Origin of the sequence: Lysinibacillus sp. NPDC086135, assembly GCF_044746345.1 — a bacterium.
Lineage (GTDB): Bacteria > Bacillota > Bacilli > Bacillales_A > Planococcaceae > Lysinibacillus.
The window spans coordinates 266,011-290,528 of sequence record NZ_JBIVCA010000001.1 but is presented as its reverse complement, the minus strand read 5'-3'; the positions used below and the strand labels follow the sequence as shown (position 1 = coordinate 290,528).

At 36.6% G+C, this 24,518-nt stretch carries 38 protein-coding genes; 4 read left to right on the top strand and 34 right to left on the bottom strand.

What is annotated here, in order from left to right; translation table 11 throughout:
* Window positions 1-214: 214 nt before the first annotated feature.
* Window positions 215-400 carry a hypothetical protein gene (locus ACIPKN_RS01470; RefSeq protein WP_400932730.1) on the top strand — a complete coding sequence of 62 codons (186 nt, stop codon included), beginning with the start codon at window positions 215-217 and terminating at the stop codon, window positions 398-400.
* Between the two features lie 69 nt (window positions 401-469).
* On the opposite strand, the gene ACIPKN_RS01465 is transcribed toward ACIPKN_RS01470, so the two are convergent.
* Entirely contained in the window at window positions 470-772 is a 303-nt protein-coding gene (locus tag ACIPKN_RS01465) for a YhjD family protein (RefSeq protein WP_400932728.1), read from the bottom strand.
* 195 nt (window positions 773-967) lie between these two features.
* On the opposite strand from ACIPKN_RS01465, the gene ACIPKN_RS01460 reads away from it, so the two are divergent.
* The gene (locus ACIPKN_RS01460; RefSeq protein WP_400932726.1) at window positions 968-1,234 is read left to right on the top strand and encodes a hypothetical protein; all 267 of its coding nucleotides are present in this window, start codon (window positions 968-970) and stop codon (window positions 1,232-1,234) included.
* Between the two features lie 45 nt (window positions 1,235-1,279).
* Here the strand turns inward: ACIPKN_RS01460 and ACIPKN_RS01455 are convergent, their stop codons facing one another.
* From ACIPKN_RS01455 to ACIPKN_RS01355, 21 genes are all read right to left on the bottom strand, one after another.
* A complete protein-coding gene (locus tag ACIPKN_RS01455; RefSeq protein WP_400932724.1) occupies window positions 1,280-2,023 on the bottom strand; it encodes a peptidoglycan recognition protein family protein in 744 nt (247 codons plus the stop codon).
* On the bottom strand, window positions 2,023-2,484 hold the full coding sequence (locus ACIPKN_RS01450) for a phage holin family protein (RefSeq protein ID WP_400932722.1): 462 nt from the start codon (window positions 2,482-2,484) through the stop codon (window positions 2,023-2,025). Before ACIPKN_RS01450 ends, ACIPKN_RS01455 begins: the two co-directional genes overlap by 1 nt.
* 88 nt (window positions 2,485-2,572) lie before the next feature.
* Window positions 2,573-2,875, bottom strand: coding sequence for a hypothetical protein (locus ACIPKN_RS01445; RefSeq protein ID WP_400932720.1), 303 nt, complete (start codon window positions 2,873-2,875; stop codon window positions 2,573-2,575).
* A 96-nt stretch (window positions 2,876-2,971) separates the two neighbouring features.
* Window positions 2,972-3,127 (bottom strand): XkdX family protein, encoded by a 156-nt coding sequence (locus ACIPKN_RS01440; protein ID WP_400932718.1) that lies wholly within the window; start codon window positions 3,125-3,127, stop codon window positions 2,972-2,974.
* On the bottom strand, window positions 3,127-3,342 hold the full coding sequence (locus tag ACIPKN_RS01435) for an XkdW family protein (protein ID WP_400932716.1): 216 nt from the start codon (window positions 3,340-3,342) through the stop codon (window positions 3,127-3,129). Before ACIPKN_RS01435 ends, ACIPKN_RS01440 begins: the two co-directional genes overlap by 1 nt.
* Complete coding sequence (locus ACIPKN_RS01430; protein WP_400932714.1) at window positions 3,342-5,822, bottom strand: hypothetical protein; 2,481 nt, start codon at window positions 5,820-5,822, stop codon at window positions 3,342-3,344. The genes ACIPKN_RS01435 and ACIPKN_RS01430 overlap by 1 nt, the downstream gene beginning before the upstream one ends.
* A gap of 1 nt (window position 5,823) precedes the next feature.
* Window positions 5,824-6,423: a hypothetical protein gene (locus ACIPKN_RS01425; RefSeq protein WP_400932712.1), complete on the bottom strand. Its 600-nt coding sequence runs from the start codon at window positions 6,421-6,423 to the stop codon at window positions 5,824-5,826.
* A complete protein-coding gene (locus ACIPKN_RS01420) occupies window positions 6,416-6,724 on the bottom strand; it encodes a hypothetical protein (RefSeq protein ID WP_400932710.1) in 309 nt (102 codons plus the stop codon). Before ACIPKN_RS01420 ends, ACIPKN_RS01425 begins: the two co-directional genes overlap by 8 nt.
* Window positions 6,717-7,373, bottom strand: a complete 657-nt coding sequence (locus ACIPKN_RS01415; protein WP_400932708.1) for a putative phage tail protein — start codon at window positions 7,371-7,373, stop codon at window positions 6,717-6,719. Before ACIPKN_RS01415 ends, ACIPKN_RS01420 begins: the two co-directional genes overlap by 8 nt.
* Window positions 7,370-8,452 (bottom strand): baseplate J/gp47 family protein, encoded by a 1,083-nt coding sequence (locus ACIPKN_RS01410; protein ID WP_400932706.1) that lies wholly within the window; start codon window positions 8,450-8,452, stop codon window positions 7,370-7,372. The genes ACIPKN_RS01415 and ACIPKN_RS01410 overlap by 4 nt, the downstream gene beginning before the upstream one ends.
* Window positions 8,445-8,858: a DUF2634 domain-containing protein gene (locus ACIPKN_RS01405; RefSeq protein ID WP_400932704.1), complete on the bottom strand. Its 414-nt coding sequence runs from the start codon at window positions 8,856-8,858 to the stop codon at window positions 8,445-8,447. Before ACIPKN_RS01405 ends, ACIPKN_RS01410 begins: the two co-directional genes overlap by 8 nt.
* Window positions 8,843-9,256, bottom strand: a complete 414-nt coding sequence (locus tag ACIPKN_RS01400; RefSeq protein ID WP_400932702.1) for a DUF2577 domain-containing protein — start codon at window positions 9,254-9,256, stop codon at window positions 8,843-8,845. The genes ACIPKN_RS01405 and ACIPKN_RS01400 overlap by 16 nt, the downstream gene beginning before the upstream one ends.
* Window positions 9,256-10,215, bottom strand: coding sequence for an XkdQ/YqbQ family protein (locus tag ACIPKN_RS01395; RefSeq protein WP_400932700.1), 960 nt, complete (start codon window positions 10,213-10,215; stop codon window positions 9,256-9,258). Before ACIPKN_RS01395 ends, ACIPKN_RS01400 begins: the two co-directional genes overlap by 1 nt.
* 9 nt (window positions 10,216-10,224) lie before the next feature.
* Window positions 10,225-10,917, bottom strand: coding sequence for a LysM peptidoglycan-binding domain-containing protein (locus tag ACIPKN_RS01390; protein WP_400932698.1), 693 nt, complete (start codon window positions 10,915-10,917; stop codon window positions 10,225-10,227).
* Window positions 10,914-13,478 carry a tape measure protein gene (locus ACIPKN_RS01385; RefSeq protein WP_400932696.1) on the bottom strand — a complete coding sequence of 855 codons (2,565 nt, stop codon included), beginning with the start codon at window positions 13,476-13,478 and terminating at the stop codon, window positions 10,914-10,916. The genes ACIPKN_RS01390 and ACIPKN_RS01385 overlap by 4 nt, the downstream gene beginning before the upstream one ends.
* Window positions 13,479-13,525: 47 nt before the next feature.
* The gene (locus ACIPKN_RS01380; RefSeq protein ID WP_400932694.1) at window positions 13,526-13,888 is read right to left on the bottom strand and encodes a hypothetical protein; all 363 of its coding nucleotides are present in this window, start codon (window positions 13,886-13,888) and stop codon (window positions 13,526-13,528) included.
* A 93-nt stretch (window positions 13,889-13,981) separates the two neighbouring features.
* A complete protein-coding gene (locus tag ACIPKN_RS01375) occupies window positions 13,982-14,233 on the bottom strand; it encodes a hypothetical protein (RefSeq protein ID WP_400932692.1) in 252 nt (83 codons plus the stop codon).
* Window positions 14,230-14,409: a hypothetical protein gene (locus tag ACIPKN_RS01370; protein WP_400932690.1), complete on the bottom strand. Its 180-nt coding sequence runs from the start codon at window positions 14,407-14,409 to the stop codon at window positions 14,230-14,232. The genes ACIPKN_RS01375 and ACIPKN_RS01370 overlap by 4 nt, the downstream gene beginning before the upstream one ends.
* A gap of 133 nt (window positions 14,410-14,542) precedes the next feature.
* Window positions 14,543-15,202, bottom strand: coding sequence for a hypothetical protein (locus ACIPKN_RS01365; RefSeq protein WP_400932688.1), 660 nt, complete (start codon window positions 15,200-15,202; stop codon window positions 14,543-14,545).
* A 16-nt stretch (window positions 15,203-15,218) separates the two neighbouring features.
* A complete protein-coding gene (locus tag ACIPKN_RS01360; RefSeq protein ID WP_400932686.1) occupies window positions 15,219-15,986 on the bottom strand; it encodes a phage antirepressor KilAC domain-containing protein in 768 nt (255 codons plus the stop codon).
* A gap of 13 nt (window positions 15,987-15,999) precedes the next feature.
* Window positions 16,000-16,209 (bottom strand): helix-turn-helix domain-containing protein, encoded by a 210-nt coding sequence (locus ACIPKN_RS01355; protein ID WP_400932684.1) that lies wholly within the window; start codon window positions 16,207-16,209, stop codon window positions 16,000-16,002.
* A 127-nt stretch (window positions 16,210-16,336) separates the two neighbouring features.
* On the opposite strand from ACIPKN_RS01355, the gene ACIPKN_RS01350 reads away from it, so the two are divergent.
* Together ACIPKN_RS01350 and ACIPKN_RS01345 are read left to right on the top strand one after the other, a co-directional pair.
* Window positions 16,337-16,933: a helix-turn-helix domain-containing protein gene (locus tag ACIPKN_RS01350; protein ID WP_400932682.1), complete on the top strand. Its 597-nt coding sequence runs from the start codon at window positions 16,337-16,339 to the stop codon at window positions 16,931-16,933.
* 510 nt (window positions 16,934-17,443) lie between these two features.
* Window positions 17,444-17,896 carry a hypothetical protein gene (locus ACIPKN_RS01345; protein ID WP_400932680.1) on the top strand — a complete coding sequence of 151 codons (453 nt, stop codon included), beginning with the start codon at window positions 17,444-17,446 and terminating at the stop codon, window positions 17,894-17,896.
* A gap of 392 nt (window positions 17,897-18,288) precedes the next feature.
* On the opposite strand, the gene ACIPKN_RS01340 is transcribed toward ACIPKN_RS01345, so the two are convergent.
* From ACIPKN_RS01340 to ACIPKN_RS01285, 12 genes are read right to left on the bottom strand one after another with little or no spacing between them, the layout of a single operon-like run.
* Window positions 18,289-18,690 carry a phage tail assembly chaperone gene (locus ACIPKN_RS01340; RefSeq protein WP_400932678.1) on the bottom strand — a complete coding sequence of 134 codons (402 nt, stop codon included), beginning with the start codon at window positions 18,688-18,690 and terminating at the stop codon, window positions 18,289-18,291.
* Window positions 18,691-18,705: 15 nt separating this feature from the next.
* Entirely contained in the window at window positions 18,706-19,173 is a 468-nt protein-coding gene (locus tag ACIPKN_RS01335) for a phage tail tube protein (protein WP_400932676.1), read from the bottom strand.
* Window positions 19,174-19,188: 15 nt separating this feature from the next.
* Window positions 19,189-20,499: a phage tail sheath C-terminal domain-containing protein gene (locus ACIPKN_RS01330; RefSeq protein ID WP_400932674.1), complete on the bottom strand. Its 1,311-nt coding sequence runs from the start codon at window positions 20,497-20,499 to the stop codon at window positions 19,189-19,191.
* The gene (locus tag ACIPKN_RS01325; protein WP_400932672.1) at window positions 20,499-20,675 is read right to left on the bottom strand and encodes a hypothetical protein; all 177 of its coding nucleotides are present in this window, start codon (window positions 20,673-20,675) and stop codon (window positions 20,499-20,501) included. The genes ACIPKN_RS01330 and ACIPKN_RS01325 overlap by 1 nt, the downstream gene beginning before the upstream one ends.
* On the bottom strand, window positions 20,665-21,081 hold the full coding sequence (locus tag ACIPKN_RS01320; protein WP_400932670.1) for a phage tail terminator family protein: 417 nt from the start codon (window positions 21,079-21,081) through the stop codon (window positions 20,665-20,667). Before ACIPKN_RS01320 ends, ACIPKN_RS01325 begins: the two co-directional genes overlap by 11 nt.
* Window positions 21,071-21,469, bottom strand: coding sequence for an HK97 gp10 family phage protein (locus tag ACIPKN_RS01315; RefSeq protein ID WP_400932668.1), 399 nt, complete (start codon window positions 21,467-21,469; stop codon window positions 21,071-21,073). The genes ACIPKN_RS01320 and ACIPKN_RS01315 overlap by 11 nt, the downstream gene beginning before the upstream one ends.
* The gene (locus ACIPKN_RS01310; protein WP_400932666.1) at window positions 21,470-21,826 is read right to left on the bottom strand and encodes a hypothetical protein; all 357 of its coding nucleotides are present in this window, start codon (window positions 21,824-21,826) and stop codon (window positions 21,470-21,472) included.
* 2 nt (window positions 21,827-21,828) lie between these two features.
* On the bottom strand, window positions 21,829-22,173 hold the full coding sequence (locus tag ACIPKN_RS01305; RefSeq protein WP_400932664.1) for a head-tail connector protein: 345 nt from the start codon (window positions 22,171-22,173) through the stop codon (window positions 21,829-21,831).
* A 12-nt stretch (window positions 22,174-22,185) separates the two neighbouring features.
* Window positions 22,186-22,452, bottom strand: a complete 267-nt coding sequence (locus ACIPKN_RS01300) for a DUF7210 family protein (RefSeq protein WP_400932662.1) — start codon at window positions 22,450-22,452, stop codon at window positions 22,186-22,188.
* 16 nt (window positions 22,453-22,468) lie between these two features.
* Window positions 22,469-23,512, bottom strand: a complete 1,044-nt coding sequence (locus tag ACIPKN_RS01295; RefSeq protein WP_400932660.1) for a major capsid protein — start codon at window positions 23,510-23,512, stop codon at window positions 22,469-22,471.
* Window positions 23,513-23,528: 16 nt separating this feature from the next.
* A complete protein-coding gene (locus ACIPKN_RS01290) occupies window positions 23,529-23,888 on the bottom strand; it encodes a hypothetical protein (RefSeq protein WP_400932658.1) in 360 nt (119 codons plus the stop codon).
* Window positions 23,889-23,902: 14 nt separating this feature from the next.
* On the bottom strand, window positions 23,903-24,499 hold the full coding sequence (locus tag ACIPKN_RS01285; protein WP_400932656.1) for a phage scaffolding protein: 597 nt from the start codon (window positions 24,497-24,499) through the stop codon (window positions 23,903-23,905).
* Window positions 24,500-24,518 lie beyond the last annotated feature (19 nt).

Here is a 24,518-nt window from a genome sequence, read left to right as displayed (position 1 = left end):
TTCGCTTAAAGCTAGTAATATTCTGTTTTCTTTAAATGAGCGTGTTGGCCTTCGCTCTCGATATAACACCAACCACTACTGCAGCAGTACTTATTCGTGTGACGCTTGGAAATAGGAGATTCATGCAATAGTACTTGTCTAAATTCATGTTTCATTTAGGTGAAATGAAGATTCGTCAGATTTATCGATTACTAAAACTATAAGGAGATGACTCATGGACATCATTGATTTTGTGGGTTATACGTTTAGTGGAGGAATTATTATTCTGTATGTTATGGAGAAAACTGAAAGAGTAGTGCGTATTATAAAGTTAATGTTTGAAGAGAAGATAGATGAAGCCGTTATAATTGTTAAGAAGATCATTCCTAAAAAGAAAAAACATGATGAATTAGAAGTTTAATGCATAAAACTAGGTACTCACTTTTAATTGAGCGCCTAGTCTTTATTTTGGCGACTTAATAATAAATTTTCAACCTGCGTTTTGATTGACATATCGAAGAACAACATCATTCCCTGCTGTCGCTACATGTACATCACTAAAGTATTCGTCTATCTTTTCCCATTTTACTACCCTAACTTTATCTTTGGCTAACAGCCTCTTTGTGTTGTAATAATCTTGCGTTATGTCCTTTAGAAGCTTTTCGAGAATTGGCAAGTAGACCTTACTCATTTTAAGATTTTCTATCACTTTGAAATCACGCTGTAATGATTGAATCGCCATATCTAAAATCACAAACTTATGAAATAATTGACGCTGTTCAATATTCAACATACAATTCCACTCCTCATACAAGAACATTCGTTTGTATTATTTTAGAACAGACGTTTGTAATTTGGCAAGTGAAAATTACAGGAATAAATTTTAAGTAGCATGATTTCGGTTACTATTGCCTAATTTTATATATACAATTCATGCTAAATTTCCTAAAATGGTAATTAGTAGATAAGGTTAGTGAGGAGAATATAATTGAGTAATTGCCCTAATTGTTTAGCCAGTAATCCATTTAAGAAAGTAGATAGAGATGGGGCTGTGATTGAAATATGTGAGTATTGTAATACGATTAAGGAAGAAGAGTGCGAGGAATATCCGAAAAAACAAGTCCAAAATAAAAGTGATACAGGTCTAGTGGATAAAATATATTATGGTTGGTTAATTTTTATGGTGGTAATCTCTGTTATTGTTATTGGTTTTGCTCTTTTTGATGCATTTATCAAATTTTTTAAATACCTTTAATGAACCTAGACCAAGACGGCAATTAAGCTATCTTGGTCATTAATATTATTCAGCTACTATATTTGTTACTTGTGCTAATTTAGCTGTTTTAATTTTATTTGCCCCAGCTTGTACAGCATCCATTCCTGAAAAAGTTCCTGTTTTAACACGCCATTTAGCTTCATCGGGCTCGATATATGCCACCCAACCAAAACGATGTTTTAATACATCTAAGACATTTTCAGCAGCTTGTTTTGTAGCATAAGTACCTGTTAAGACACGATATCTATTAGTATCTGTGGAAGGCTTCTGTTGTGTTGTATTGCCACTTGATACTTTAATCATTGTAATAAATTGTGACCAACTTACTTTTCCAGCACGCATTTGACTAGGACAGTTCTTACCACTAAAATGATTGTGCTGAACAACATTACTAATTGGAATACCTTCATCCTTCATGATTTTAGCTACTAATTCCGCAGCGTTCAGCATTGCTTTTTGATAGTTACCATCACTATTAACGCAAACCTCTACCTGTATCCCTTGGTTGTTGCCTGTTGTGCTTCCTGCAGCCCAACATCTCCAAGCATGTTCAAAAGATTGTACGGCTTCTTTGTCATCAACTGTGTAATGCCAGGAAGCTGAACGGCTATTACCGTTATATTGTAAACGTGCGTGTGCGTCTGCATCGGCTCCTGAACGTGTATTATCTGTTTCATGGACAACGATGTATTTTTTAGCATTTCCTTTACCATAAGAGACCTTGTTTGCTTGTACATCAGGTACTAATTTTTTACGAATTGTAATCATTATTGTCCACCATCCTTTTTATTCTTCAATTCTTTATCAACGTCTTTTCCTGTAAGTTCATTCAGCATTTCATTTGTAAAATGTTCTTCCGACTGAGACTCAATGACCTTTAACTTTTCAGCTAATTGTTTTGGGATAAGTACCTCTAATTGCGCCATGTTTTCTGTGATACTTAAAGCTTCATTTGCTATATAAAAAAGCACTGTCGCAAATGTGAGTGTCCCATTTAACGACAGTACTTGATCGATTATATTTGCTGTGATTATAACGATTAAAACTAATAACTTACGAGCGTAGCCAAAAAGTGATTTACGGCTCCACAGGTTACCATTTTTAATGGCTTTAAAAATCCCTGTTAAAATGTCTAATCCCATTAACAATAACAACAGGTGTAGGAATTTCACCCCACCAAATAAATATAAATGTGCTACTTCTAAATAATCCAAATCCATTCCTCCCATAATGTCACTCCTTATTTCTGCATAATAAAAGCCCTCCACAATAATCTGTGGAAGGCATAAGGCACACTTAATTGAAAGTGCTAAAAAATTATTTATTCTTTTCGTGACTTGCACTTCTATTATAACGTTCTTCCATAAATTCCATGAATTTATCCTTCGTTTCAAAATCCCTTACATTTTTACCATCTGATAAAAACACATCAATTAACCAAGTTGCGTGTTGTTTAATGCAAAGATCCGAATTACATACTGAAAAAAGGTGCATTTCTTTATCAGTTGCCCAAAATCCACCCTTTTTTACTTCTTTACCGCACATAATACAAGTCTTTGCATTATCTCTGATATTAGCGGGAATGCTCACTTCATTAATTATATCTTGTGTAAAACCCATCAAATTCACTCCAATTAATTATGGTATATTTTAGAAATATAATAACATAACTATCAGAGAATTTCCCTACTAAATTTTTTGACAATAAAAATAACGCTAAGCTTCTGCTTGCGTTTCAAAATCTTGCTTTGTTATTTCTTCATACTGTTTAGGTGTAATTTCACCGAAAGGATTAGCTTCTGTTTTAACTGCTAATCGCAACTGTGCAGCTGTCACCCATTTATACATAAATGCTATTTGCCAAAATTGCATTATGCCTCACCACCCCTCAAAGCCATTACTTCTAGTTTTAATTGCGTAACTGTTTCACCAAGGCTATTAATAAGTAAATCCTTCTGAATCCCTTTGATTTTTTCTTGCGCTAATTGTTCCCCAAGTGAAGCCACTTGCTCATCAATACTCAACCCTGTTCCAATTTTGATTGGTTCGCCATATGTGCCATCTTTATTACGTTTTTTATATTCCATCACTCTACAGCTCCCGATATTAAGTGGATTTTATGATTAACAGTAGCATCTGGTCGTGTAGTAGACAGTTTCAACACGATTTTATCTTTCGGCTCTGTTGTTTCATAATAAAATGTATCTTCTACTATGTTATCGTCGTATGACATTGGTGCTGTACCTTCTGGTGTTAGTGTTTCATACTGCTCTTGTTCACCAGCTAAAGTCATCGACAACTCAACCTTTAAATCCAACTCTCTGTCACGTTCAATAAATAACAAAACACCCTTTGCAGTTCCCTTTGGTGGTTCGATTTTATAACGTGCAACAGATTGCAAAATGGGTGTTTTCACTTCATTTTTATTTAGTTTTATCGTTTTGCTAGTCTTAGCACCGTAATTATCTATTACCTCAACGACAATGACATTCTCACCGACGTTTAGCTGCGCTAGAGCTACTTCAAATTCCCATACTCCTCCTGTACCACTGTAAATTTCAACTGAGTTTCCGGAATTGATACGTTGCGTTACCTTTAAAGTAGAATTTTCATCATGATCCGTTGCATTACCGCTAATTTTAAAACTATCGTTATCCACTACACCGGACGGCACAACAGTATCAATCGATAGCAATGGTGCTCTGTTAGGTACAACATAAAATGATTTTTCAATAATAATAGATGAAGCCCCTTCACTGTCAGTGGCCCATACTTTTAACTTTTGTGCTACTCCATCAGTTAGAATACCAGTGAGAACCGTATCACCATCATATAGCTTACTACCTTTGAATTTTAGCTGCTTAGACAGTGCAATTTGCGTTTGGCTTATATTTGTAGCTAACACCTTTCGTTGTTCGCTATTTATTTGGTAGTAAATAGTAACTGATTGATCTGAATCAGCATCATAGGCTGTTCCTGCAATGTTTAAAATGTCATTTTCATACAGTGTTACGTTTTCTGTCGGGCTAGTTAAAGACACAGTAGGAGCAACGTTATCCTCGATTACGAAAGGCTCTGAATAAACATAGTCGGAATAAACGCTACTTGTATTCTTTGCTCGTACTCGAAATTCTATTGTTTTTAATGATTTGTTCGTTGTAATAGTCCAACTACGAATAAGCGTGTTGTTGTAAGGTAATTGCGACCATGTGCCGGTGCTGTTGTATCTGAGATCTACCTCGTATAACGATACATTAGCAGCACTGGAAGCACCAAATGTAATATTAGCAGTTTCACCAGGCTTGAATTTCTTTCCTGATATTGGCTCTGTAAATGGCGACGGAGGTGCGATGGATTGACTCACTCGACTACCACGGACATACCAATACCCGTCAGTATGTCGTCCATCAACTGGATAGATACCTTCTTCTGCCTGGATGTTAGATTGTACTAGTGATCCTTTGGTAGTAGTTGTATTAGTAGAAGCATCTGACGAGTTTTTGTATGCAGCATACTTTCCGCCGGAATTGTTTGCCGGATAGTTACCGTAATCCCATTTATATCTATACAATTCCGTTCCGAAAATTGCGTATGCGTACATGCCGTCGGACACTGTTTCACTACTTGAATATACACTACCGCTTAACACGAATTTTCCTGTACTAGAATTCCAACTATAACTCTTAGCCTTACCGGTAAATTCTGAATCATAGCCACTGCGTTCTGCACCCCATGTAGGTTCGATGTACGTTACATTCGTATTAACATTATACTTACTCCAATAATAAATAGGTTTAGTTACAGTGAATAGCGAACTTTCGCGATACGCACTTTCTAATCCACCTGAATCGACAGCTTTGACACGCATTTTTAAGCTTGTCGCATTAGGTATTGTGTATGGAAAGTTCGATGTTGTCGTTTCTCCAGCTTTTGAGTATATAGCGTTATTAACAGAAACTTCCCAAATGTATTTAGATAAATTACTTTCTGCATCGGTTGACGCACCGACTGTAAATACTTTTGAGTCACCAGTTTCAAGCGTTCCGCTGGGCTGTGTAAATGCTCCTGGTTGTGTCGGTGCTGTATTTACTAAGCCACTTCTTACATACCAAAATCCGTCTGTGTGTCGTCCGTTTGCCGGATATGTCCCATTTTCTGCCTGAATGTTGGATTGAACAAGAGAGCCACGTTGATAAGTTAATTTGTCTTTTTCTGCCCATCTAACACCATATAAGTAAAACGAAATTATAGAACTGGCATCAATTTGCACGCTACCGACCATACTTTCGTTTGGATCAGCGTCATAAAAACCGAAGAAATATTCGGTGTTGCCCCAAACGCTTTCGTATAAGTAATAAATAAGACCTTGACCCAGGGTATACGGACTCTTATTTTCTATAGTTAAATACGGATCGTTCTTTAAAGTTTCGTAAAGATCAGCTCCGGCAACTCCTGGATACAACGTCCTAAATAATGAAGACGGATCTTCTTCTGAGACATTTGTAAAAGTTTTCAAAAGGGTTTTTGCTAACTTAGCCTCGTACTTATCATAATAATATTTAACCACCCTAAACCACCTCCACTAATTCAACTTTGAACGTCTGCCAATCACCGACACCCATTTCAGCATTAGTTGTATCAATCATGACATTACTACGAGCCACTTTAGCGCCTTTTTTGTAGTTGTTTGTAAGAGCTTGTACCTTGATAGTGTCAGCACCTACCTCAGTGATAACAACGTCCTCACTAGCTACATCATCAAAAATAGTGACTTGCGTAAATGGTGTAAAACCATCAACACTAGCCACTTTTAAAGTAGTAGTACCTATTGCTACAGCCTCGATAATATCTGTCATTGCTTTATCTAAAATAATTTTATTAGTGCTGCCATCGAGTGAATCAACAAAGGTTCCGCTGTTACCTGGTACACGACCATCAAGTTCCATTTGTATGCGCACTCTCTCCAATTGACGATACATTTCATTTAAATAACGATACGCGTTATAGATGCCCCACTCAAAATTGTTAGCATACTCAGACATAAAAGGGGTGCCATCTTCAATTACTTCGCTTGTTATTGGATCAACAACATCATCATGCCATTGAGTGCGGTCATACGGATTGATTTTAAAGTTTAATGGAATTTCACCGTTCATCAACTTACCCATTTATTTTCACTTCCTTTGCATCAAGATGGAGAGGAAATGCGATAACATATCCCTGTGCTTTTTTTTGATAGTTCATTGTTTTTACATATAGTTCTCTGCCGTATCTATCAACTAATGCTGCACGAGTCACCAATCCTTGTTCTGTTGAAAGTTTCACATATTTCCGTAAACCGTACTTTTTGCTTGTTTGATATATTTCTTTGTCGTAAACGACACCATCAATAGTAACCTTGGCACCTGCAACAAGATTACTTAAAAATTGTTGGGTTAAATCTATCATCAATGGTTGTAACTCATTCAATCCTTACACCTCCTGCTCTAAATCGACCGCAAATGCGTGTATCCGTAATAAAACCATAAGGGCTACTTGTAACTTCAATTAATTCTTTCCCAAGTACGCCATGTGTTTGAGCTGTTTTAAAACGACCACAAATTTTATAATTAAGATGCCATGCATACGTACCTCCAATAATAAATAGACACTCTTTTAAAGCAAGAATCGTAGTCATTAATTCAATATTCAAAGGAACGATACGTTCAACTATTCGAATTACTTCGTTATAGTAAATAATTTGCTCAACATTGACTGCGACTTCCATCTCAAAATTATCAATGTCTAGCAGAATTTGATGCTTATTTTTACCCAACAAGTCTGTAAGAATCTTAATTAAATACTCCAATACATACGGTGCATTTTCTTGCATCCTAGCTAATATCCTAAGTTTACGGAACTTCAGAGTTTCATTTTTGAGATCAGGTCTGATTCCGAAATCCTTTTCCCTAAGAGCGATAGCAGCCTCGCTAGAGGTCAATATAAACTGGTCATTTTCAATACCAAAAAGAGCTTCGTCAAGTTTATCCCAGTCAATTGCGACTGTTTCTGATAACTCGCGAAACTCTCTTATGTCTCTATAATAGGCGGGCAGTTCAGCTAAAAATGCATTTGTCATGTACTCACTTCCTTGATTGTCACATTTGTAAGTACAGGAATTTCCTCATTCAGAGTAATATTAGAAGCAATATTATTTAATATCGTCGATGCAATATCTTCTATCCCATCGATTTCTAATAACCTTGACTCTATCCTAGTAATTCGAACAATGATGTCTAAATCCTTAAACCAATTCGCTCGAAGCTCAGCAAAGTAATCACTGAGTGTTTGATTTATTTGTTCTTCGACTTGTCCTAATGTTACACCGTTTAAGATTAGTTCGAGCTCAACTTCTACATATGCAACCTCAACACCTTCGACAATTACTGTATGACCTATCGGCGCTGTTCCATAACCCTCACCTTTAAACTCGATGGGATCCGTAAGCTCTTGTACATACTGGACAAATTCAGGTGTAGGTGCATTAAAATCAGAATCAATGATAACAGCTTTTACTGTGCCACCGCCGTTAGGTGCACGTCGTAAACGTACACCTCCAACACCTTGTAAATCCATAAGCTTTTTCTTATAGTCAGCACGATTACCTCCAAAAGCTTTTTCTCGAATATGCTCTGTATATTTCTGATATAGAGATTCATCTGATTCTTCATCTTCACCTGGGACTATAACATCAGCTAATACAGCTTTACCCAATTTATCGTTTGGCTCTATGGGTAACATTTCTCCATAATCTTTATTACCGCCTGCCCCAAATGACTGAGCTTCAGCATTAAATTCGCCTATATCGATACGTTCCAATACTTTATAAACAATCGAGTCCAAACGATACTGACTACCAATAGCTATATCAAGAGGTTGACCATCACCATCTGTAAATAATGCACGGCGAATTGCCTTTCCGGCAGGCTTTCTTTCTACACCATGTTCGTTTACACGTTTTTCTAGATCATCTCCGTCTGCTGAAGCTGCGAAAGTTCTAAGAAGCAGAACATCCATATCTGAATATACCTCAGCAACTTTCATAGCAGTTGGAGCTAAAGCATCATATATAATTGATCCTTCTCTTTTATCAACATCATCTGGTACACGATCTAACAGCTCCAGCATAATGTTCTCAAAAGTTTTATGTTCAAACAAACGGAATCGCCTCCCTTAGAACATCAGCATCACCATAGATTGTTATAGCAGTTAGGCTCACAAAAGCCTCATCTTTTTCAAAATCTAGTTTTAAGTTTTCGATCGCAGTAATACGTTCATCTTGCAACAAAGCTTCTTTAATTCGTCTCGGCAGTTCCTCTCGAACAAATAAACGGTCTTCACCAATCATATTTTGAAAACCGTATTCATCCGAATAGATCAGATGTGCAAAACGTTTGGTTTGAAGTACTTTCCTAAGGGCTTGTTCCATTGCTTCTCGACGATCAATGAAACCTACACATCTACCGCGTTCAAAATCTAATTTATAAGTTCTAGTAGTAAGTTTGGCTTCACTTATCACTTCAAAGTCTTCTGTAACAGTAATATTACCTACTGGTAGGACCATACTTCTTCACCTCTCTTATATCTATCGATAACAAAAAAACGATGTCCTCCCTGTACTCGAAGCAGTGCCACTTTGTCACCTTTTTTCAGACCATTTTCAAAAACCATTTTGGCGTACTTCATATCAAATTTTGTGTAGCCTTCAGAAGAACTAGTGTCTTTCAACGAATCTCCTATAACTGATTCTGGCCATTTTTTTGGGTAGGAATAATCGATAGAAACAATCCTCTCATGCCGAGTTAAATGTTCGGCAACATCAAGAAATTCCTCTGTCAGCTTCAACTTTTCGTGTATACGAATTTCCAAAGGTTTTGCTTTTTCTACAGTCCCATAAAGGACGTTGACTGGATTAGTTGCTTCAACTGCTTTCACAGCTACCTTCTTTATATTGTCGTACATTAAATCACCTTCACTTTTAACTCCATAGTATGAATACCTTCTTGCCATTTGTGAGTACACTCATCAACCATGAAATATTCTTTAATTCCAAGCTTTTCGATGTATAGATAAATCATACGACCAGCTCTAACTTTCCAATTACCCAAACACGAAAGCTCAAGTATTTTGGTCTCTTTATTGAGGACTTTAATCGATCGCTCTACTAAGTCTTTAATTTGAGCATTGGTCATATTTTCGTCGACTTTTCTGAACTGTTGAAGGAGGCCCCATTTCGCTATATTTGCTGAATCTTGTGCAATAAATGTCTCACGTTTTCCTGTTTTCTTGTTATCACGAACAAATTTAATACGGTTGTAGGTTTCTTTATCTATTGATTTAGAATAGTCATAATCAAAAAGCAGACTGCAATCACCAATGTAGAAGTCGTCTGCTGGTATTACCAAACTAAAAATGTTCCTTAATTCAAGTGTTCCGAAATTATCAAACAGTATATAATTTCTGTTTGTTGCTATTAAGGTAGCATCAAGAAACTTTGATACGACATCGAATGCCTCTTTATCATCCTCAACGATTCCTGGTACTACGTATCCTGTCTCTTCAAAGGTACCAACTTTTAAATTAAGCATATTGGAAATTCTTTTTATGGCTGCTGTAGCTGTCAATGATGGGATAACATAAGTGTCCTGATTCTTCATATACCGGAGTTGATCATAAGCTTTAAACGACATATCTCCGCTTTTCTTGACTCCATCCTCAAATGCGAAACCATAAAAAATCTTTTTATTGCCTTCAGTAGCACGAATGACCGCTCCGCTTTCTATCGGAAATTCTAAAGGTTTGTCATTATACAGCTGCGCTTCAAAGACACTTGCCTTTCCAATTCTTTCTGTCTTCCAATCAAAACTTTTAACCGGTATTTCAAATACTTCACCTATACGATTATCAATTAAAATTTCCACAGAATCGCCTCACTTGACCCATGAAGGTGGTATTTTTAATTTTAGCCCGATCGGAAGTTTCCGGTATTGACTTGGCTTAATCCCATTGAGTTTGGCAAGCTCAAGATAGTTGTTCCCATTGCCCGTGTATTTTTGAGCTACCTTCCACAAACTATCACCTTTAACAAGTGTGTATGTCTGTGGGACAGTTTTCTTATTTTGCGGCGGCGGAACATCTTTTTTAACTGCCTGTTTAGGAATATTTGTTGAAGCATTCGTTGCTGGTTTAGGTTGTGAAACTTTTAATTTTTTAGGAGCAAACGGTACATACTTTTTTAAAGCTATAGTGTAATCTACATCCGAACTCCCGTACGATTCTTTGTATACAAAGGACTCAATTGTTACTAGTTCATTAATTGAAAAAGAGCCATCAGCATAGATATACCGAACAGGCTCTTTTTCTCGCATCCATTTTTCAAGGTTTTCTATATAAAATGATGGCTCCCTAAAGCTCGTTTCTGGAAAATGATAATCTTGTCCAGGAAAAAAACATTCAAAATCAAACTCTTTCAGCTCAACGTCTTTTGGAACGTTTACTGATCCTAGTTTTGCAATCTTGAATGTTTCGCCATCGCCCGCGTTCTTCACATTCACATCCTCAGGGTTAACTGGGAGGCGAAACCCCTCTGAGTCATTTTTCGCACTGAAATAGATTCCCCTCACGTCACCACCCCTTCTATACTTCTCGCCATATCATCTTCAAAGTTTTTATTGATTTTAGCAATAACCATATCTACGTCTGCCTCTTCTCGAACCGTCACATCTTTAAATGTAACTGATGGGCTTAATGTTATATTTACTTCCTTTATAGATTTTCTATCAGCAAGCTCTAATAATAGTTTTAAATCTTCATCAGCTATATTGATATCTTCATTTATTTTACCGATAGAATCGAGTTTACCACCTGTAGGGTTTTTACTTTTTCCACTGCCACCTTTTGGTCCTTTAGTATTTTCCCCTCCTGCTGCTCCAGGTGCTGTTGCTCCACCAAGTGTTGGATCATATGCTCCTGTAGGAACTTCTCCTGGTGTCATTAAACTAGCTGCATCTTTCCCAGACATCAAGCCTGTTGCTTTATCAATCACACCTGATAATTTGTCGCTCGCCTTCATCGACAAATTATACCCTGTCTTTTGTCCTTTACTAAACGCTTCTCCTAGATTCTGATATTCTAATCGATTGAAAGAAGCCTGTTGCGGAGCCGTAGGCATTTCTACGCTTTTCATATAAGCTCCTGCTGTATTAAAGGAGCCAAGGTTCACAGGAGCAGCTTTAGTCGGCTTTGCGAGATTATCCTTCATACCGTTTAACTTATCAACAGCAGCTGTACTTGCTTTAAAGTCCACGCTACCAATTTCGCCAATATTGACACCAGGAATATTATTGATAAGACTGATGAGTGAATTAATGCCTTTAATTGCACCATTTATTAATGTAGACAATGCGCTTAGTGCATGATTCACAGTTCCAACGACGCCAGAAGCTACACTACTCATAATGGTAAGAATACCTTTTTGCATCACATAAAACGCCATTTGTACTCCATAAACAGCATCATTCCACTTATTTAAGAAAAATTCAGCTGTCCTAAGTGCTCCATTACCTATAGCATCAAAGATAATCCGGACAAGTAAATTGAGTGCAATCCACGCAAGTTGAACCATAAAAATCCCTTGATTCCATGTGTTTACAAACCATTCGGCGACCATGATACCGAAATTCCCAATTCCCATAAGAACGTTGTAAATCACTGCACCAAGCCAGTAAACAGAACCGACAATAGCGCCTACTACCATGGCTGTTTGTTCGGCCCAAGCTACCATTGCGTAGATGACAAGCGCGATAATCGCTACAATAATAAGCAATACAATACCAATAGGGTTTGCAAGATAAGCCGCATTGACCGCCCACTGAGCAGCAGCCCAGGCAAGAGTTGCAAGTCGAATAAGACCAAGAATGGTGTATTTGGTTATTAGAATAGCCACAATTACAGCAAGAACAGCTCCAAGGACAGTAACTATTGGCGCAATCCAAGACCAGTTATCTGCAAATATTTGAGCTACCCATAATGCAGCTTGCCCTACCCACGATATAATGTTAGCAATAAATGTAAGAGAGGCACCAATAGCAGCGAAAATGCCATTAAAGCGATCACCACTAAATGTATCGTTGAACATATTGATTAATGGGAGAAAAGCTGAAACCGCTGGACCAATATATTGAGGTATTTTTTTTATCATATCTGTAACGACTTTAATGCCTGCTGTTAAAGGTTCGATGTACGGATCCACCATTTTATCACCAGCATTTCTTATAGCGGAACCTAAAGAATCGTATGCTCCTAGAATAGTACCTTTAACCCCAGCCATACCACCTTTGAATTTTTTGTTCATCCCATCTACTAAAGCCCCAATAGCTTGATCTGCTCCTACAGTACCCTTAGAAATTTGATTTTTCATCTCATCAGCAGATACACCAGCTGCTTCTCCTAACATTTTATATGCATTTACCCCAAAGCGAGTTAGTCGATCTACTTCTACTCCTGTTATTTTCCCTTGCGCTTGGATTGTTCCGAATATACTTGTTGCATCTGCTATATCAGCACTACTTCCACCTACGGATGCAACGGCATCACCAACTGCCTGCAGAATCGGGAATGTATTTTTAGCTTCAACTCCAAATGCTATTAGATTTCTACTAGACGTCAATAAATCTGGATATTTAAAAGGTGTTTTTAAAGCAAAAGCATACATATCATCCATGTATTTTTGTGCTTTTTCAGCATCACCTAAAAACGTTGTAAACGCAGCTTGTGAAGATTGTTTTAAAGCTTGGAACTGTATACCTTCTGAGAACATATTTCCAAGAAAACTTTTTGCTGTACTAAAAGCTTTATAAGCTCCAACAGCTACCAACAGTCCATTGGCATAGCTTTTGATAATGGAAAGCCCGTCACCAAGAGAGTGGTTAAATTTCTCCTGTTGACGAGCTGCTGAGTCTGCACCATTACCTGCTGACGTCATAGAACTTCTTAAACGTTCTAGATCAGCTGAAGCATTGGAAATATTTTTTCTTGCATTTGCTAGACTTCTTTGGTCTAATTGCTGAGTAGCCGAGTCCATTTTCTCCATTACTTTAATTGTACTATCCATAGCCTTAATTATTTTCATAAGTGGGCCAGTTAGCTTGTCTTGGAGAGAAAGTGTTGTTTGTGCTCCTGCCAAATTCTCACCGCCTTTCGGGTAAAATAAAAAGCACTCACTAGGAGCGCTTAAAACATTTTTTGCATGAGCAGCTTATAAATTTTTTCATTGATTTCAATTAAACTTCTTTTGCCATCTTCGAACTCAATAACTAAAGTATGAGTACCTTTATTTTTAGCAGATAATCCAGCTAATAATCCCACTGGTCCTAGTAAAGCTCCACCAACTAATCCTCTTCCTACACCGCTAACTGCACTTTTCCTATGTTCTTCAGTTACCAATTCATAAGAAGATACTGTTTCTTTATTTAAAGGAAACTTTTTAGTAAATCCAGTGAATAAATAAACTTCATTCTTGCTAAATAAAGATTGCTGACTAATCATTATGTTTTTTCCTTCATAATCTCCAGCAATCACCTTATTTTGAGCCATTATAATCCCTCCTCATACACAAATATACATAATGTGGAGAGATTTAACTATACTTTTTACATTTTCCTCACCCCTTTCAATGAAAAAACACCCTCATACGAGAGTGTTCAAAAGTTGCCTTTTTTCGATTTGCTTTATTAATAACTGGTTCATTCTCTTAATATTTGGTTGATTACTTTTGGATAGAAAACCATAACATTTTAAGTCTAATAATTGAAAGTCACTCATTTTTTCTACTGCCTCTTGCCACCAATGCCCCACGTCAATCGTTTTCGGTGGTGAGACACCAATACATTCTGAGAAGTCGTTTATTAACATTAGTAACCTTTTTTCCTTTTCATTCATGCCATTGCCCCCCTTAAATTGAGGACATCTGCTACATCATTGTTTAACAGTGAAAAGAAATCGACGCTAAAACTTTCGAATGAGTCATATTTCAAAATATCGATACCGTAGTTATCTTTTATTTCCTCAAACATTGGTAGAAATGATGTTAAAGAACGTGGTTTTTGTGTTTTCATATGCTCCTCCTGATTGGGAGTAACATCCACTTCAAATTGTAACAACATTGTGGTACAATTAACGTTAGTTTATTGGGAGTGGATGTCACTCGATTGTTACCGCATTTCAAATTGCCGTTTGAGATGTGGTTTTTTATTTTTCATTTTCAACAACTCGTAAATAACGTGGTCTAGGTTTCTTTACCTCTGACACTTCACCAGTTCGACTATTTTCGATGTATTTCTTACCATCAGCACCATCATACATTGTGTGTGTTGGTACTCCCTGTTCTTCAAGAAATTCCTCCATAATACTCTTACCAGTTTCTAATTGACGTAAATCACTTGTAATGCCCATCATTTCCAGCATATAAAAACTAATTGTCCAATTTTGATATTCCCAAAGGAATTCATCCATTTCTTCACCAATCACTTTATCTTCGCCAAACACCTCAATATATCTACGAGTATAAAAATAATCTTTCCAATGATCATCTTCATCGTAGTAAATCTTATTTATTGGAAAAATGTTTTGAAATTCTCTAGGAGTTAATTGAGCCATCAATGAGTTGATAAATGTTACTAGTGAAAATTTATTTTCTAGTCCTTCTTTATTATTACTTCTAGATTCAGATGCAATAATCATTTTCACACCTGACCATATTAACTTTTTAAGAGTATTTTTATCATATTCTGCAGCAGTTTTGTACTTGTCAGTTGCCACTTGAAGTTCATTAATAAACACTTTTGAATAAAGCGCAAAATAATCTGGCTTTTCATTTTTTATTCCATCTATTACTTTTAAATGAGTCAATCAGATCTCCTCCTATTCAATTAGCCTGTTGTAATAATCTAAAAGTTTCTCTTCCTTTTGGTGTAATTAATGTTTGAACACCTGTCTTATCGCCTCTTCCCCACTCCTTGATTTGGAATAGTTCAGGCACATGTTTTGAATAAGGTTTTAACTTACCTTTTTGGTCACGATAAACATATTTTCCATCAATCAACCAATTGATAAAATCATTTTGCTTTACGTGTAATTCTTTAGCTGTATCTCTAAAATTAGTTAAGAGATTACGATCAACAAGTCCATCAAAATAATCAGCTTTAGGTTGTAGTTCTGAAATAACTTCATTTTGTTTTTTTACTACCTGTAGGGTAGCTCTAAAAGCCATCTTAGTTTGTTCATCTGCGAACGGTAAATAAGTTTCTATGAACAAATCATCATTCGCAACATATCCACCCGTTTTACGAATAGATGGTACTACATCTGTTGTAATCCATTTTCTGAATGGTCTTGCGTTTTTTGCTTTGCTTTCTAATGCTAATTCATATAAATCACTTTCTTTGACAAAAGTATTTTCAAAATCAGTTTCAGTTGTTATTTCATAGTTGTCACTTGCTGACAACCCTTTTATATCAAGGTTTTCACAGATGTTAGCTAAATTTTCTTTTCTTAAATAAGTAATTCCTTTAGCCGTTTTTGTGTATCCAAGAGCAAAGCCAATATCATACAAATTAAACGTAAGTTCATTATTTTGAATCAAAACTCTGATATTCCCAAAAATATGGTGATTGAATGTTTTTAGTTCGTTCATTTGATGACCCCCTCTAATTTTCAATAAAATCTTCTATTTTTTTCCCAAGAGCATTAACAATTTTTCCTACAGTGTGTAATCGTGGCTTAACATAACCACGTTCCATATTGGATACCACATTTTTACTTAGCCCGGCTTTTAGTGATAATTCGTGTGCACTTAAACCTTGATTAGCTCTCTCTAAAGTTATTTTTTCTAAATCAACTTTCGCTGTGTCCAACATTCAACATCCCTCCTTTTCGTTCCCTTTTCGTACACAAACTTATGATATATCCTTTTTTGTACACTGTCAAATAGTTTTTTCCCTTATCGGACACAATAAGATATAATCATGTATTGAGGTGAACTATATGAATTTTGGTGAACGATTACGATCTCTTAGAAAAGATGTAGACTATAGTCTACGAAAAATGGCTGATGAATTAGGTATTTCATTTTCTGCTTTAGGTAAGTATGAGCGCAACGAACACCAACCAGATTTCGATACATTAGAGAAAATCGCTGAATACTTCGGTGTCTCAATTGATTGGTTACTTGGCAGAACAGACATTAAAACCTATGATGAAAAAGTATTTTTTAATGATGTTAATCACTTAGCAAATAAATTAACTACAATGGAGCCTGAAAAAAGAAGAATAGTTGTAAATATAATCGATCAAATTTATTTAATTATTCATAGTCATATTGATGATAAAGATACAAAAAGTTTAGTCGTAATTAAGCAGATTATTTCTCAATTACACTCATTGGACAATGGGATAGAAAAGAGTAATTTCCAAAGGTTACTTGGTGTCGAAGTATCTGCTGATGCAATCGATTTTTTGTCCAAACACAAAAACGAAATCAATCTTTTATTAGATGATTTATTTAAAATATACTTAGAGAAAAAATCTTCACAATCCACAATAACTAATTCAAAACATGTAAGTAATGATGAATTTTTTTAATCACTAACAACAATCTTTTGTTGTTAGTAAACAATCTTTTGTTAACTGCTTCCTATGCGGAGGCAGTTAACAAAAAAACACCCACAAACAAACCTGCATTAGCAGTCGTTCTTCTTTCTCAATTTGTTGCGAAACATTTTTCTGCCACATTTGGCATACTAAAAGGGGGACGAAATTTCGTTCTGAACGTTATTAGCTTAGCTACTTACAATCCACCAGCACCAGAAAAGAATTCTAAATGACCTCTTTCTCCGTTAGGTCATACTTATCTCACTCCTTCTCTCATATATTGCCTTTCAAGCATTCGGTTATCTCGTCACCCGTTCTATCTCGTTTTTCTTGATTCTCTTCTTCTATGTGAAGACACGTATTGTTATACGCTGTACTCTAACCAGCTACACTATAATATATAAGAAGATCCTCTTTATTTTTAAGTAGTCACATAAAATAATGTTCTTCTCTCTCTTCCAACATCTGCTAAACTAGTAGTTGATTGGAGGTGAAATACATATGAAATGGGAAAATCGAGAAAAGCATTTTGAAAATTTAATGGATCGTTTACCTGTTCATCAATACAAAAAAGACTATAAAATTGATTTCGAACAAAAAAGCATAGGTCTTGAAATGGTACAAGGCTTAGATGCTTTTATTCAACAGTTTAAAAAGGTTTTGTTAACCACAAAAACACCTAAAACGTATTATGGATTAGCAGATTTACTTCCAAACTCTCTTAATCAAGAAAAATTTAACGAACAAAGCGAAAAGTTAGCTTATGAAATTCTTAACCACCAATTCTCTGATTCTACATCTTTTGATCCTCATGGCTTGGGTCATACAGTAACTAAAGTGTACTCTATTGAATTTAATGAAGATAATCAGACATACACATTTGTTTTAGGTGTGGAGGGTGAATTTGAATGTCCTAAGATAACGTTTCAAGCACCAACTGTAGTTTCGAAGTAATTTCTTTTAGCGCACTATCTGTAACAGAACATTCAGATGTGTCAAGTAACTCATCATCGGAGTTATTATCAACACAATTCAAATTCTTAATGCCTAGAAGAGTTTCTTCAAGTTCATTTGTTAGAGCATTAGCTCTATTAAGGGACTGGAGAAGCTCTTCAGCATTTTTCAATGGAACTTTATATATCATATTTATCACCTCTCACCTTATTTTCTTTTCGCACGTTCAGCTTCTTTCTTTTCTTCCTCAACTCGAATATCAATACTAGCTATGAGAAAAGCTTTTTCTTTTCTACACATTTCAAAAAATTCCTTTGGACGTATACGTAAACGTTGGAGGGCGTAATGAGCATAAATGGCTTCAGGATCTTTTTCATCATGCCCTCCAGCAATTAGTTTTTTGCTTCTTCTATATCTTCGTTAATACTCCCACCAATTCCACTTATCTCCGTTACTTTTTCAAGAATTTGAGCAGCCTCGCCTAAAAGGAAAAGAGTAGAGTAAAGATTTTCAGCACCACGAACATTGTATGATTCTTGAAGTTCAGCGTCGTTTAAATCAGGGTAAACAACCGATGCTGTACTGATTCCTCGATTATATTTAACTACGTCAAAAACACGTTCCTGTCGTCCTTTGACTCCAGCTTTATTAACAAAGCAACGTTCATTGATTTGGTCAGCTTCTCCTGAGGTTAACGCACGGAGCTTAATAGGCTCGTCAAATCGTTCTAACTTTAACTCTACTGTCTCTGCTGCTTTAACTTTATCTTTCATGAATGCACTAAATTTACTCATTTAAAATTCCCCCTATTAATCTTTTAGTACTTTGAATTGTTCTAAGAAATCAAAGTCATCAAACGTGAAATCAGTACTGTCTTTTAACAAGTCGTCTGTATCTCCGTCAAGAGCTGCAATCAAAGCACCATCTGGTACAACGTTTTTGATTAGAGTTGTTTGTTTACCAGCTCTTGAAGTAATATCCGCATTGATAACTTGTACATCCATAATTGGCGATTTACCTGTTTTTACGTACTCAAGCGCCATCTGTCGCATCTCTGGACGATGGTAGTAAATTTCCATGGAACCTGTACCCTCAGCCCCTACAATTTTTCCACCTTTCATCCGTTTGCCAACTGACTTAACGTCAGCTTTTGTATAATCAATACGAGCTTCAAACTTGATAAGCTCTGCATATTCATGGACTTCACCTTCAATTGTGATATATACGATACCTTCTTTTGCTGAGATGGCATCATTGTTTTGCATCATTCGTGGCATGCATTCCCACCTCCATTATTTACACAATATTGTCATGTATAATTTCTCCATAGCATCAACAAACTTAACGCCTGCTGACACGAGTACTGCATCCTTTAAATCACCTTGCTCAATAGTAATATCATTTGGATTATACGGCTCAATAGCTTCTTGTTTGACCAAAATATCTAGCACATCTTTCATGATTGCCCCTTTGAACAAATTACGGCCATCTGCATGGTTTTTTACCTTTCCGATGAAGTAACGAGAGTAGATATGCTTTACATTGTTGCCCATGATATCCATTTGACGTACAATTGTTCCTTTACGGAAATCTTGGTTCTTTTTCGGTGTAAATGAACGGAAAGTGTTAATATCAGACTCAACAACCACTCGATCAAGTCCATCTGCACCTTCATCATAAATAAACACAACGTGCCCATCTCTTTTCGCTTTAATGACATCATGGCTAGATAATCGTTCTACATCCGTAGCGCCAGGATATTCAGTATAAGTTAATGAGTTAGTACTAGCATTTGCATATGCAGCACCATACCAATAAACAGCATCTTTTGCTGAGATGAGTTCACCACCAATATAGACACCATTCTTGATAGAAACAGTACCTTCATGATCTGCTGCATTGTAGTCATTTGTGATAATAGTTACATTTTTGCCCTCTTCTTCACGCCACTGTTTTACTTTGAGAGAAAGTAAAAGTTTGATAGAATCATCATCTGTACCAATGGCAATTGTTTTAAAAATTTGAGTGTCTAAGGCTGTCGCAAATGTTGCATATGAATCATTTGTCGCTGATACCGTTGCTCCTTTAGAAAGCGTCAATGTGGCATCTCCTGCAGGTAGCTCTCCGTTAAAGACTACATATGGGTTAGCAATTAGTTCTGTTGTGCTGCTAACAATCTGCGAATCTACTCTCTCGCCATCAAAGAACGTACGAACTGTAGCATCTCCGTTTAACCCATGTGCAACAGTAACAACGATTTTATTCCCGTCTGAACCTCCATGTACTGCTTTAACAACAAATGTTCCACTTGTAGCTGTCGCCTCATCGCCTTTACCATTTAGGTTATAAACAATGACATTTCCAGTGCCTTTAAAGGCTTCACGGATTGGTTTCAAATCCTTTAAATCTTTACCGAAAAGCTCCTTAAATTTTGTATTAGGTGTAACCTTTGAGAATACTCCAGTAACTCCCCAATCAAGCATAATCGGAATTACTACAGCACCTTTTGAATCTAAACCTTGAACTACTAAATCATTCGTTTCAAAGTTGGTATATGCACCGGATAATTCTTTGTTTTGTTTTTCCCAGTTTCCTCCTGCCATTACTGCTTCACCTCCTTGTCTTTCCATGCTTTCACTAACTTAGCTGCTTCTTCACGTGTATAGGATTTTCCATCTTCAAGAACAACTTGAAGAATAAACTGATCTTTATTATTTTCAGCAGCGTTTACGAAAGCTTCTTTCCCAAACTTTTGCTGCTTTGTTTCTCTAGTCGTCAATATGCACACCCCCAAATTCTAATGTCTGCATCAATGTTTCTTCTTCGATTTCTCTAACAAGTTTTTTAACACTAAACGTAATAACAAGCGTTCCATCATGTTTCGATGCTTCCATGCGATTCACATGGAAGTGATTACCAATATAACGAAAGTTCTCTTTGAATGTTTGATTTACGTCGTCATTTTCCGTGTAGGCGTCTCTCTCATCTTTAGGAAAATAAGTTACATTGATTAAATACTCCCATTCAGAGAGCTTCCAAAGCTTTCTTTCTTGAAAATCGTTAGTAATAAGCACCAAAAAAGCAGGTGTCTTAAGACCCTGCCGTATTGGTTCGTCGTATACATCTAAATTCCCAAAAACTTGTTTTAATTGCTGGATAATGAGGGTTTTCAAATTAGTTACCAAAGATTCTTTTCATCTCCTTCGCTATTTCAATCTCCCACATGTTTGGGGCAATACGCTGCATCTCATCCTCAGTTAATTTCAGCATGAAACGACCTTCAACCCAACCGACTGTTTTCCCTGCTATGACTATCCGGTGTCCCTTTTCAACAAAAGAAGCATATTCCAACTGATTGTAAATCACGATTATATAGTTATCGCCCTGTTTGATTACATCAGACTTCCAATTGTTACGTAGGTCTCCGTTATCAACAGGTGTCATCTTTTTGACTTTACGTATGGCTAATTGGGCTATGCGCTGAGCTACTTTCAATTGCACACGGTGTGAGGCTTTGCTGAGCTCAATTAGATTCTCTTTGATACGTAACACTTCACTAAATTCAAAGCCCATCTAAGCATATCCCTTCCGTATCAATAACACTTCTTGGTGTGACACATATACAAAGGGCTCTTTAGCTGATTCATATTCAACGCCATCAACAATAACAATATCCCCAGCAAGTACATCGTAATTACTCGATAGAAACATCTTCACGTCATAGTTAATGACATTCGCTCCACCTTGAACTGCATTGTCCAATTTGGGAGTAGAAAGCCTACATGGTACGTCTGAATGCTTCGGTACCCAATCCATACCATCAGCACCGCTAGGTTTAACGATTTTCCCATAGCGTTTTATCTCGGCCTTCTTGTCATACATAAATTCTACTGCAGGTATAACCTTCGCCATGATACTTTGTATGTCCACAATTACCACCTCAATTTCCTAAAACGATTTAATTGTAATGTGTAGTTAGCCAGGATTAGCACCGTAGATTGCTCACCTATTGTAATATTTGAACCAAACTCAACAGCAACGTCTCCTTCTTTGATAGACTTTGCAATTGCGTAGTCAGCAGGATTCATCGCTTTAATCTCATGACTAATTAAATCGAGCGCCATATTTGCATGAACAAATTTTAAATCCTCAGGAATGTCGCTCCTATTACAATACGTTTTAATCGATTGGGCCACCTCTTCAATTTTTACAAGTAGCTCTTCGTCAGTGAATACATCAGGTTTTACTTTACTTTTTACGATATCGAATACGTTCAATTGAAAAACCTCCTATTCAGCAGGCTTTGAATTTTCAAGTAGTTCCAATAAATCTTCGCGACTAGCATTACCTTTATAATCTATGCCAAGTTCGTCAAGCTTTGCTTTGATTCCGGTAGCTGTAAGAGGTTTTTCGGCCTCTTCAATCACTCTTAAAACTTCAAAACTAGAATGCTTAGCATGCTCACTAAGCACCTCAATTTCTTCACCGACTTTATACGTTACGCCGTCATAACGAACAGGAAAGCTATCATCTTTCACTCTTACTACAGATTTCATTTAACAGTCCTTTCACTTAATTTACTTTTGCGATGAAAATATTATCGATAGTTTCAAAGCTCGGTAGTACAATTTCAGACACAATCGTTTCAACATTTACAGGATGCGGTTCTTTGATAGTTGTGATAGCTACGCCAGTGTTAACAATAGATACGTCTGCTGAAGATTGGCCGGCCAACAAGTCAGACTCTTCTGGAGTCGTACCATAGTAGGTACTACCAAGATTTCCGTCTGGAATCAATGTAAAGTAGTCATCTGGATAGAAATTATGCAATGAGCTATCTTCAGCACGGTACTTCTTGTTGTAAACCGCAACTGAAAGACCAAATTTATCTTGTAAATATTGCTTCAATAGAGCATCCGTCATGATCACATTCTGACCGCCTAGTGGATTCATATCTAAACGAATGCTTTGGTGTTTTAACAAATAGCCAAACGTTTTACGCGTCATAATGGCATTCGTTGGTCGGGTGCCCGTATTCTCTTCTACCGTGTCTTGCCAGTTCATTATGTCTTGAATCGGTGTAGCATCCTTATTACTCCATTGAGCTCCACCAGTTAATGCTTCTTTATGGTCATCTTTCATTTTGTAATCGTAGTCGTAATCTTGGCGATTAGCTGTTATACGAATTTTCCCTGTAGAAAGTAACTGCATAATCATGCGCTCAGGCTGTACATTCGCGCCATTCACAAGGTTAGTTGCATCATCATAAATGTTTGCAATAATCGTTTGGGTCATTGCATCCAAATTAGAAGCCTGCAATTTATTTAATTCTTGTCGATCTTTTTCTCCAATCCTCATCGCTTCACGGAAGAAAGGCATTTCTGTTTGAATTTTGCTAAATCCGATACGATCACGAATCGTCGCTTTTGCATCAAATTCAGAAGGCATTAAAGCTACTGGTAATCCATTAGATCCTTTTATCCAACTTAAATCTAAGCCAAGTTGTTTCTTTGGTGGAAAAAGAGTAGCTCCTAAATATGGAATGCTGTTTGACGGGTTATTTTGGTAGTAAGCCGCAATATTTTGGGCATTTACTAAATCAAAAATTGTTGGCATTAATAATCATCCTTTCTTATTTTAAAAATGTAATTTGTTTTAATGCTTCTAAAGCTTCAGTAGTTGGCGCCTCTGGAAGTTTATCAAGCGCAATAAATCCGTGAATTAAAGCAGCTCCTGGTGCAGGACCAAACGTGACATCAGTATCACTGAAAAGAACACCTTCTGCTTCAGCACTGTTTGTTTTTATAGCTTTCACAGATTCATCCAATAAGAACCCACCACCTAGAATAGTTCCAGCGGGTACAATTTTTTTGCCCTCTGCATTTAGACTAACTCCTGCGTCCGAAACAGTGATAGCTAGATTCACATAATGATCCGGAAACTTTAAAATTACTTTTTTGTTTGTGAAAGTTGTTTCAACAAATTTACTCATTTTATTTCATCTCCTTATTCAAAATAAGATTTACGCGCATCAGTTAAGTGCTGCGTATTTCCTGATACTTCTTCTGCAATTCGCTTACCATAGTTATCATTCGAGTTTGCATTTCCATCGTCTTTTTTTCCTTCACCTGGCTTTACGCCTGCCGGTAATGGTGATGATTTAGGCACAAACAAAAAGGACTTGGATTCTTGCAACGTTTTTAGTTGCTCCTCAAGTCCTTTCGTGATGTTACCATCCACATCTAATTCAATTGCTGTTTTGTCGATTTCTCTTGATGTGATATCCGTATCGTGCACCTTGCCATGTAATGCTAATTTAATGGCGTTGGAAAGTTGCGTTTCTTTTAAATCACTTTCGTATTTGGCTTTAGCATCAGTATTTTCTTGCTGTAACTCTTCGATTTTCGTTTGAAGCCCCTTAGCATCAACCTTCTTCAATTCTTCAAGCTGCGTGTCACGGTCTTTCAATTGCGTTGTAAGGTCCTTATTTTCTTGAATTTTATCATCAAGCCGACTTTTAGGGACCATTGTGCCAAATCCATCTAAAACCTTCTGTGCTAGTTCTTCTGTTAAGCCTAAAGCAATTAATTCTTCTTTTTTCATCGTTATAACCTCCTATTTC

What these genes read in the sequence shown, in the direction of transcription:
- ACIPKN_RS01295 (WP_400932660.1), bottom strand. Translation starts at nt 23,512, where the DNA reads ATGCCAACAATTTTTGATTTAGTAAATGCCCAAAATATTGCGGCTTAC.
- ACIPKN_RS01400 (WP_400932702.1), bottom strand. Translation starts at nt 9,256, where the DNA reads ATGTACGACAATATAAAGAAGGTAGCTGTGAAAGCAGTTGAAGCAACT.
- ACIPKN_RS01345 (WP_400932680.1), top strand. Translation starts at nt 17,444, where the DNA reads ATGAAATGGGAAAATCGAGAAAAGCATTTTGAAAATTTAATGGATCGT.
- ACIPKN_RS01340 (WP_400932678.1), bottom strand. Translation starts at nt 18,690, where the DNA reads ATGAGTAAATTTAGTGCATTCATGAAAGATAAAGTTAAAGCAGCAGAG.
- ACIPKN_RS01405 (WP_400932704.1), bottom strand. Translation starts at nt 8,858, where the DNA reads ATGGTCCTACCAGTAGGTAATATTACTGTTACAGAAGACTTTGAAGTG.
- ACIPKN_RS01415 (WP_400932708.1), bottom strand. Translation starts at nt 7,373, where the DNA reads ATGACAAATGCATTTTTAGCTGAACTGCCCGCCTATTATAGAGACATA.
- ACIPKN_RS01350 (WP_400932682.1), top strand. Translation starts at nt 16,337, where the DNA reads ATGAATTTTGGTGAACGATTACGATCTCTTAGAAAAGATGTAGACTAT.
- ACIPKN_RS01300 (WP_400932662.1), bottom strand. Translation starts at nt 22,452, where the DNA reads ATGAAATCTGTAGTAAGAGTGAAAGATGATAGCTTTCCTGTTCGTTAT.
- ACIPKN_RS01465 (WP_400932728.1), bottom strand. Translation starts at nt 772, where the DNA reads ATGTTGAATATTGAACAGCGTCAATTATTTCATAAGTTTGTGATTTTA.
- ACIPKN_RS01445 (WP_400932720.1), bottom strand. Translation starts at nt 2,875, where the DNA reads ATGGGTTTTACACAAGATATAATTAATGAAGTGAGCATTCCCGCTAAT.
- ACIPKN_RS01330 (WP_400932674.1), bottom strand. Translation starts at nt 20,499, where the DNA reads ATGGCAGGAGGAAACTGGGAAAAACAAAACAAAGAATTATCCGGTGCA.
- ACIPKN_RS01435 (WP_400932716.1), bottom strand. Translation starts at nt 3,342, where the DNA reads ATGGAATATAAAAAACGTAATAAAGATGGCACATATGGCGAACCAATC.
- ACIPKN_RS01440 (WP_400932718.1), bottom strand. Translation starts at nt 3,127, where the DNA reads ATGCAATTTTGGCAAATAGCATTTATGTATAAATGGGTGACAGCTGCA.
- ACIPKN_RS01455 (WP_400932724.1), bottom strand. Translation starts at nt 2,023, where the DNA reads ATGATTACAATTCGTAAAAAATTAGTACCTGATGTACAAGCAAACAAG.
- ACIPKN_RS01360 (WP_400932686.1), bottom strand. Translation starts at nt 15,986, where the DNA reads ATGAACGAACTAAAAACATTCAATCACCATATTTTTGGGAATATCAGA.
- ACIPKN_RS01450 (WP_400932722.1), bottom strand. Translation starts at nt 2,484, where the DNA reads ATGGGAGGAATGGATTTGGATTATTTAGAAGTAGCACATTTATATTTA.
- ACIPKN_RS01335 (WP_400932676.1), bottom strand. Translation starts at nt 19,173, where the DNA reads ATGCCACGAATGATGCAAAACAATGATGCCATCTCAGCAAAAGAAGGT.
- ACIPKN_RS01425 (WP_400932712.1), bottom strand. Translation starts at nt 6,423, where the DNA reads ATGGGTAAGTTGATGAACGGTGAAATTCCATTAAACTTTAAAATCAAT.
- ACIPKN_RS01375 (WP_400932692.1), bottom strand. Translation starts at nt 14,233, where the DNA reads ATGAATGAAAAGGAAAAAAGGTTACTAATGTTAATAAACGACTTCTCA.
- ACIPKN_RS01290 (WP_400932658.1), bottom strand. Translation starts at nt 23,888, where the DNA reads ATGAGTAAATTTGTTGAAACAACTTTCACAAACAAAAAAGTAATTTTA.
- ACIPKN_RS01285 (WP_400932656.1), bottom strand. Translation starts at nt 24,499, where the DNA reads ATGAAAAAAGAAGAATTAATTGCTTTAGGCTTAACAGAAGAACTAGCA.
- ACIPKN_RS01355 (WP_400932684.1), bottom strand. Translation starts at nt 16,209, where the DNA reads ATGTTGGACACAGCGAAAGTTGATTTAGAAAAAATAACTTTAGAGAGA.
- ACIPKN_RS01470 (WP_400932730.1), top strand. Translation starts at nt 215, where the DNA reads ATGGACATCATTGATTTTGTGGGTTATACGTTTAGTGGAGGAATTATT.
- ACIPKN_RS01380 (WP_400932694.1), bottom strand. Translation starts at nt 13,888, where the DNA reads ATGGCTCAAAATAAGGTGATTGCTGGAGATTATGAAGGAAAAAACATA.
- ACIPKN_RS01370 (WP_400932690.1), bottom strand. Translation starts at nt 14,409, where the DNA reads ATGAAAACACAAAAACCACGTTCTTTAACATCATTTCTACCAATGTTT.
- ACIPKN_RS01315 (WP_400932668.1), bottom strand. Translation starts at nt 21,469, where the DNA reads ATGGGCTTTGAATTTAGTGAAGTGTTACGTATCAAAGAGAATCTAATT.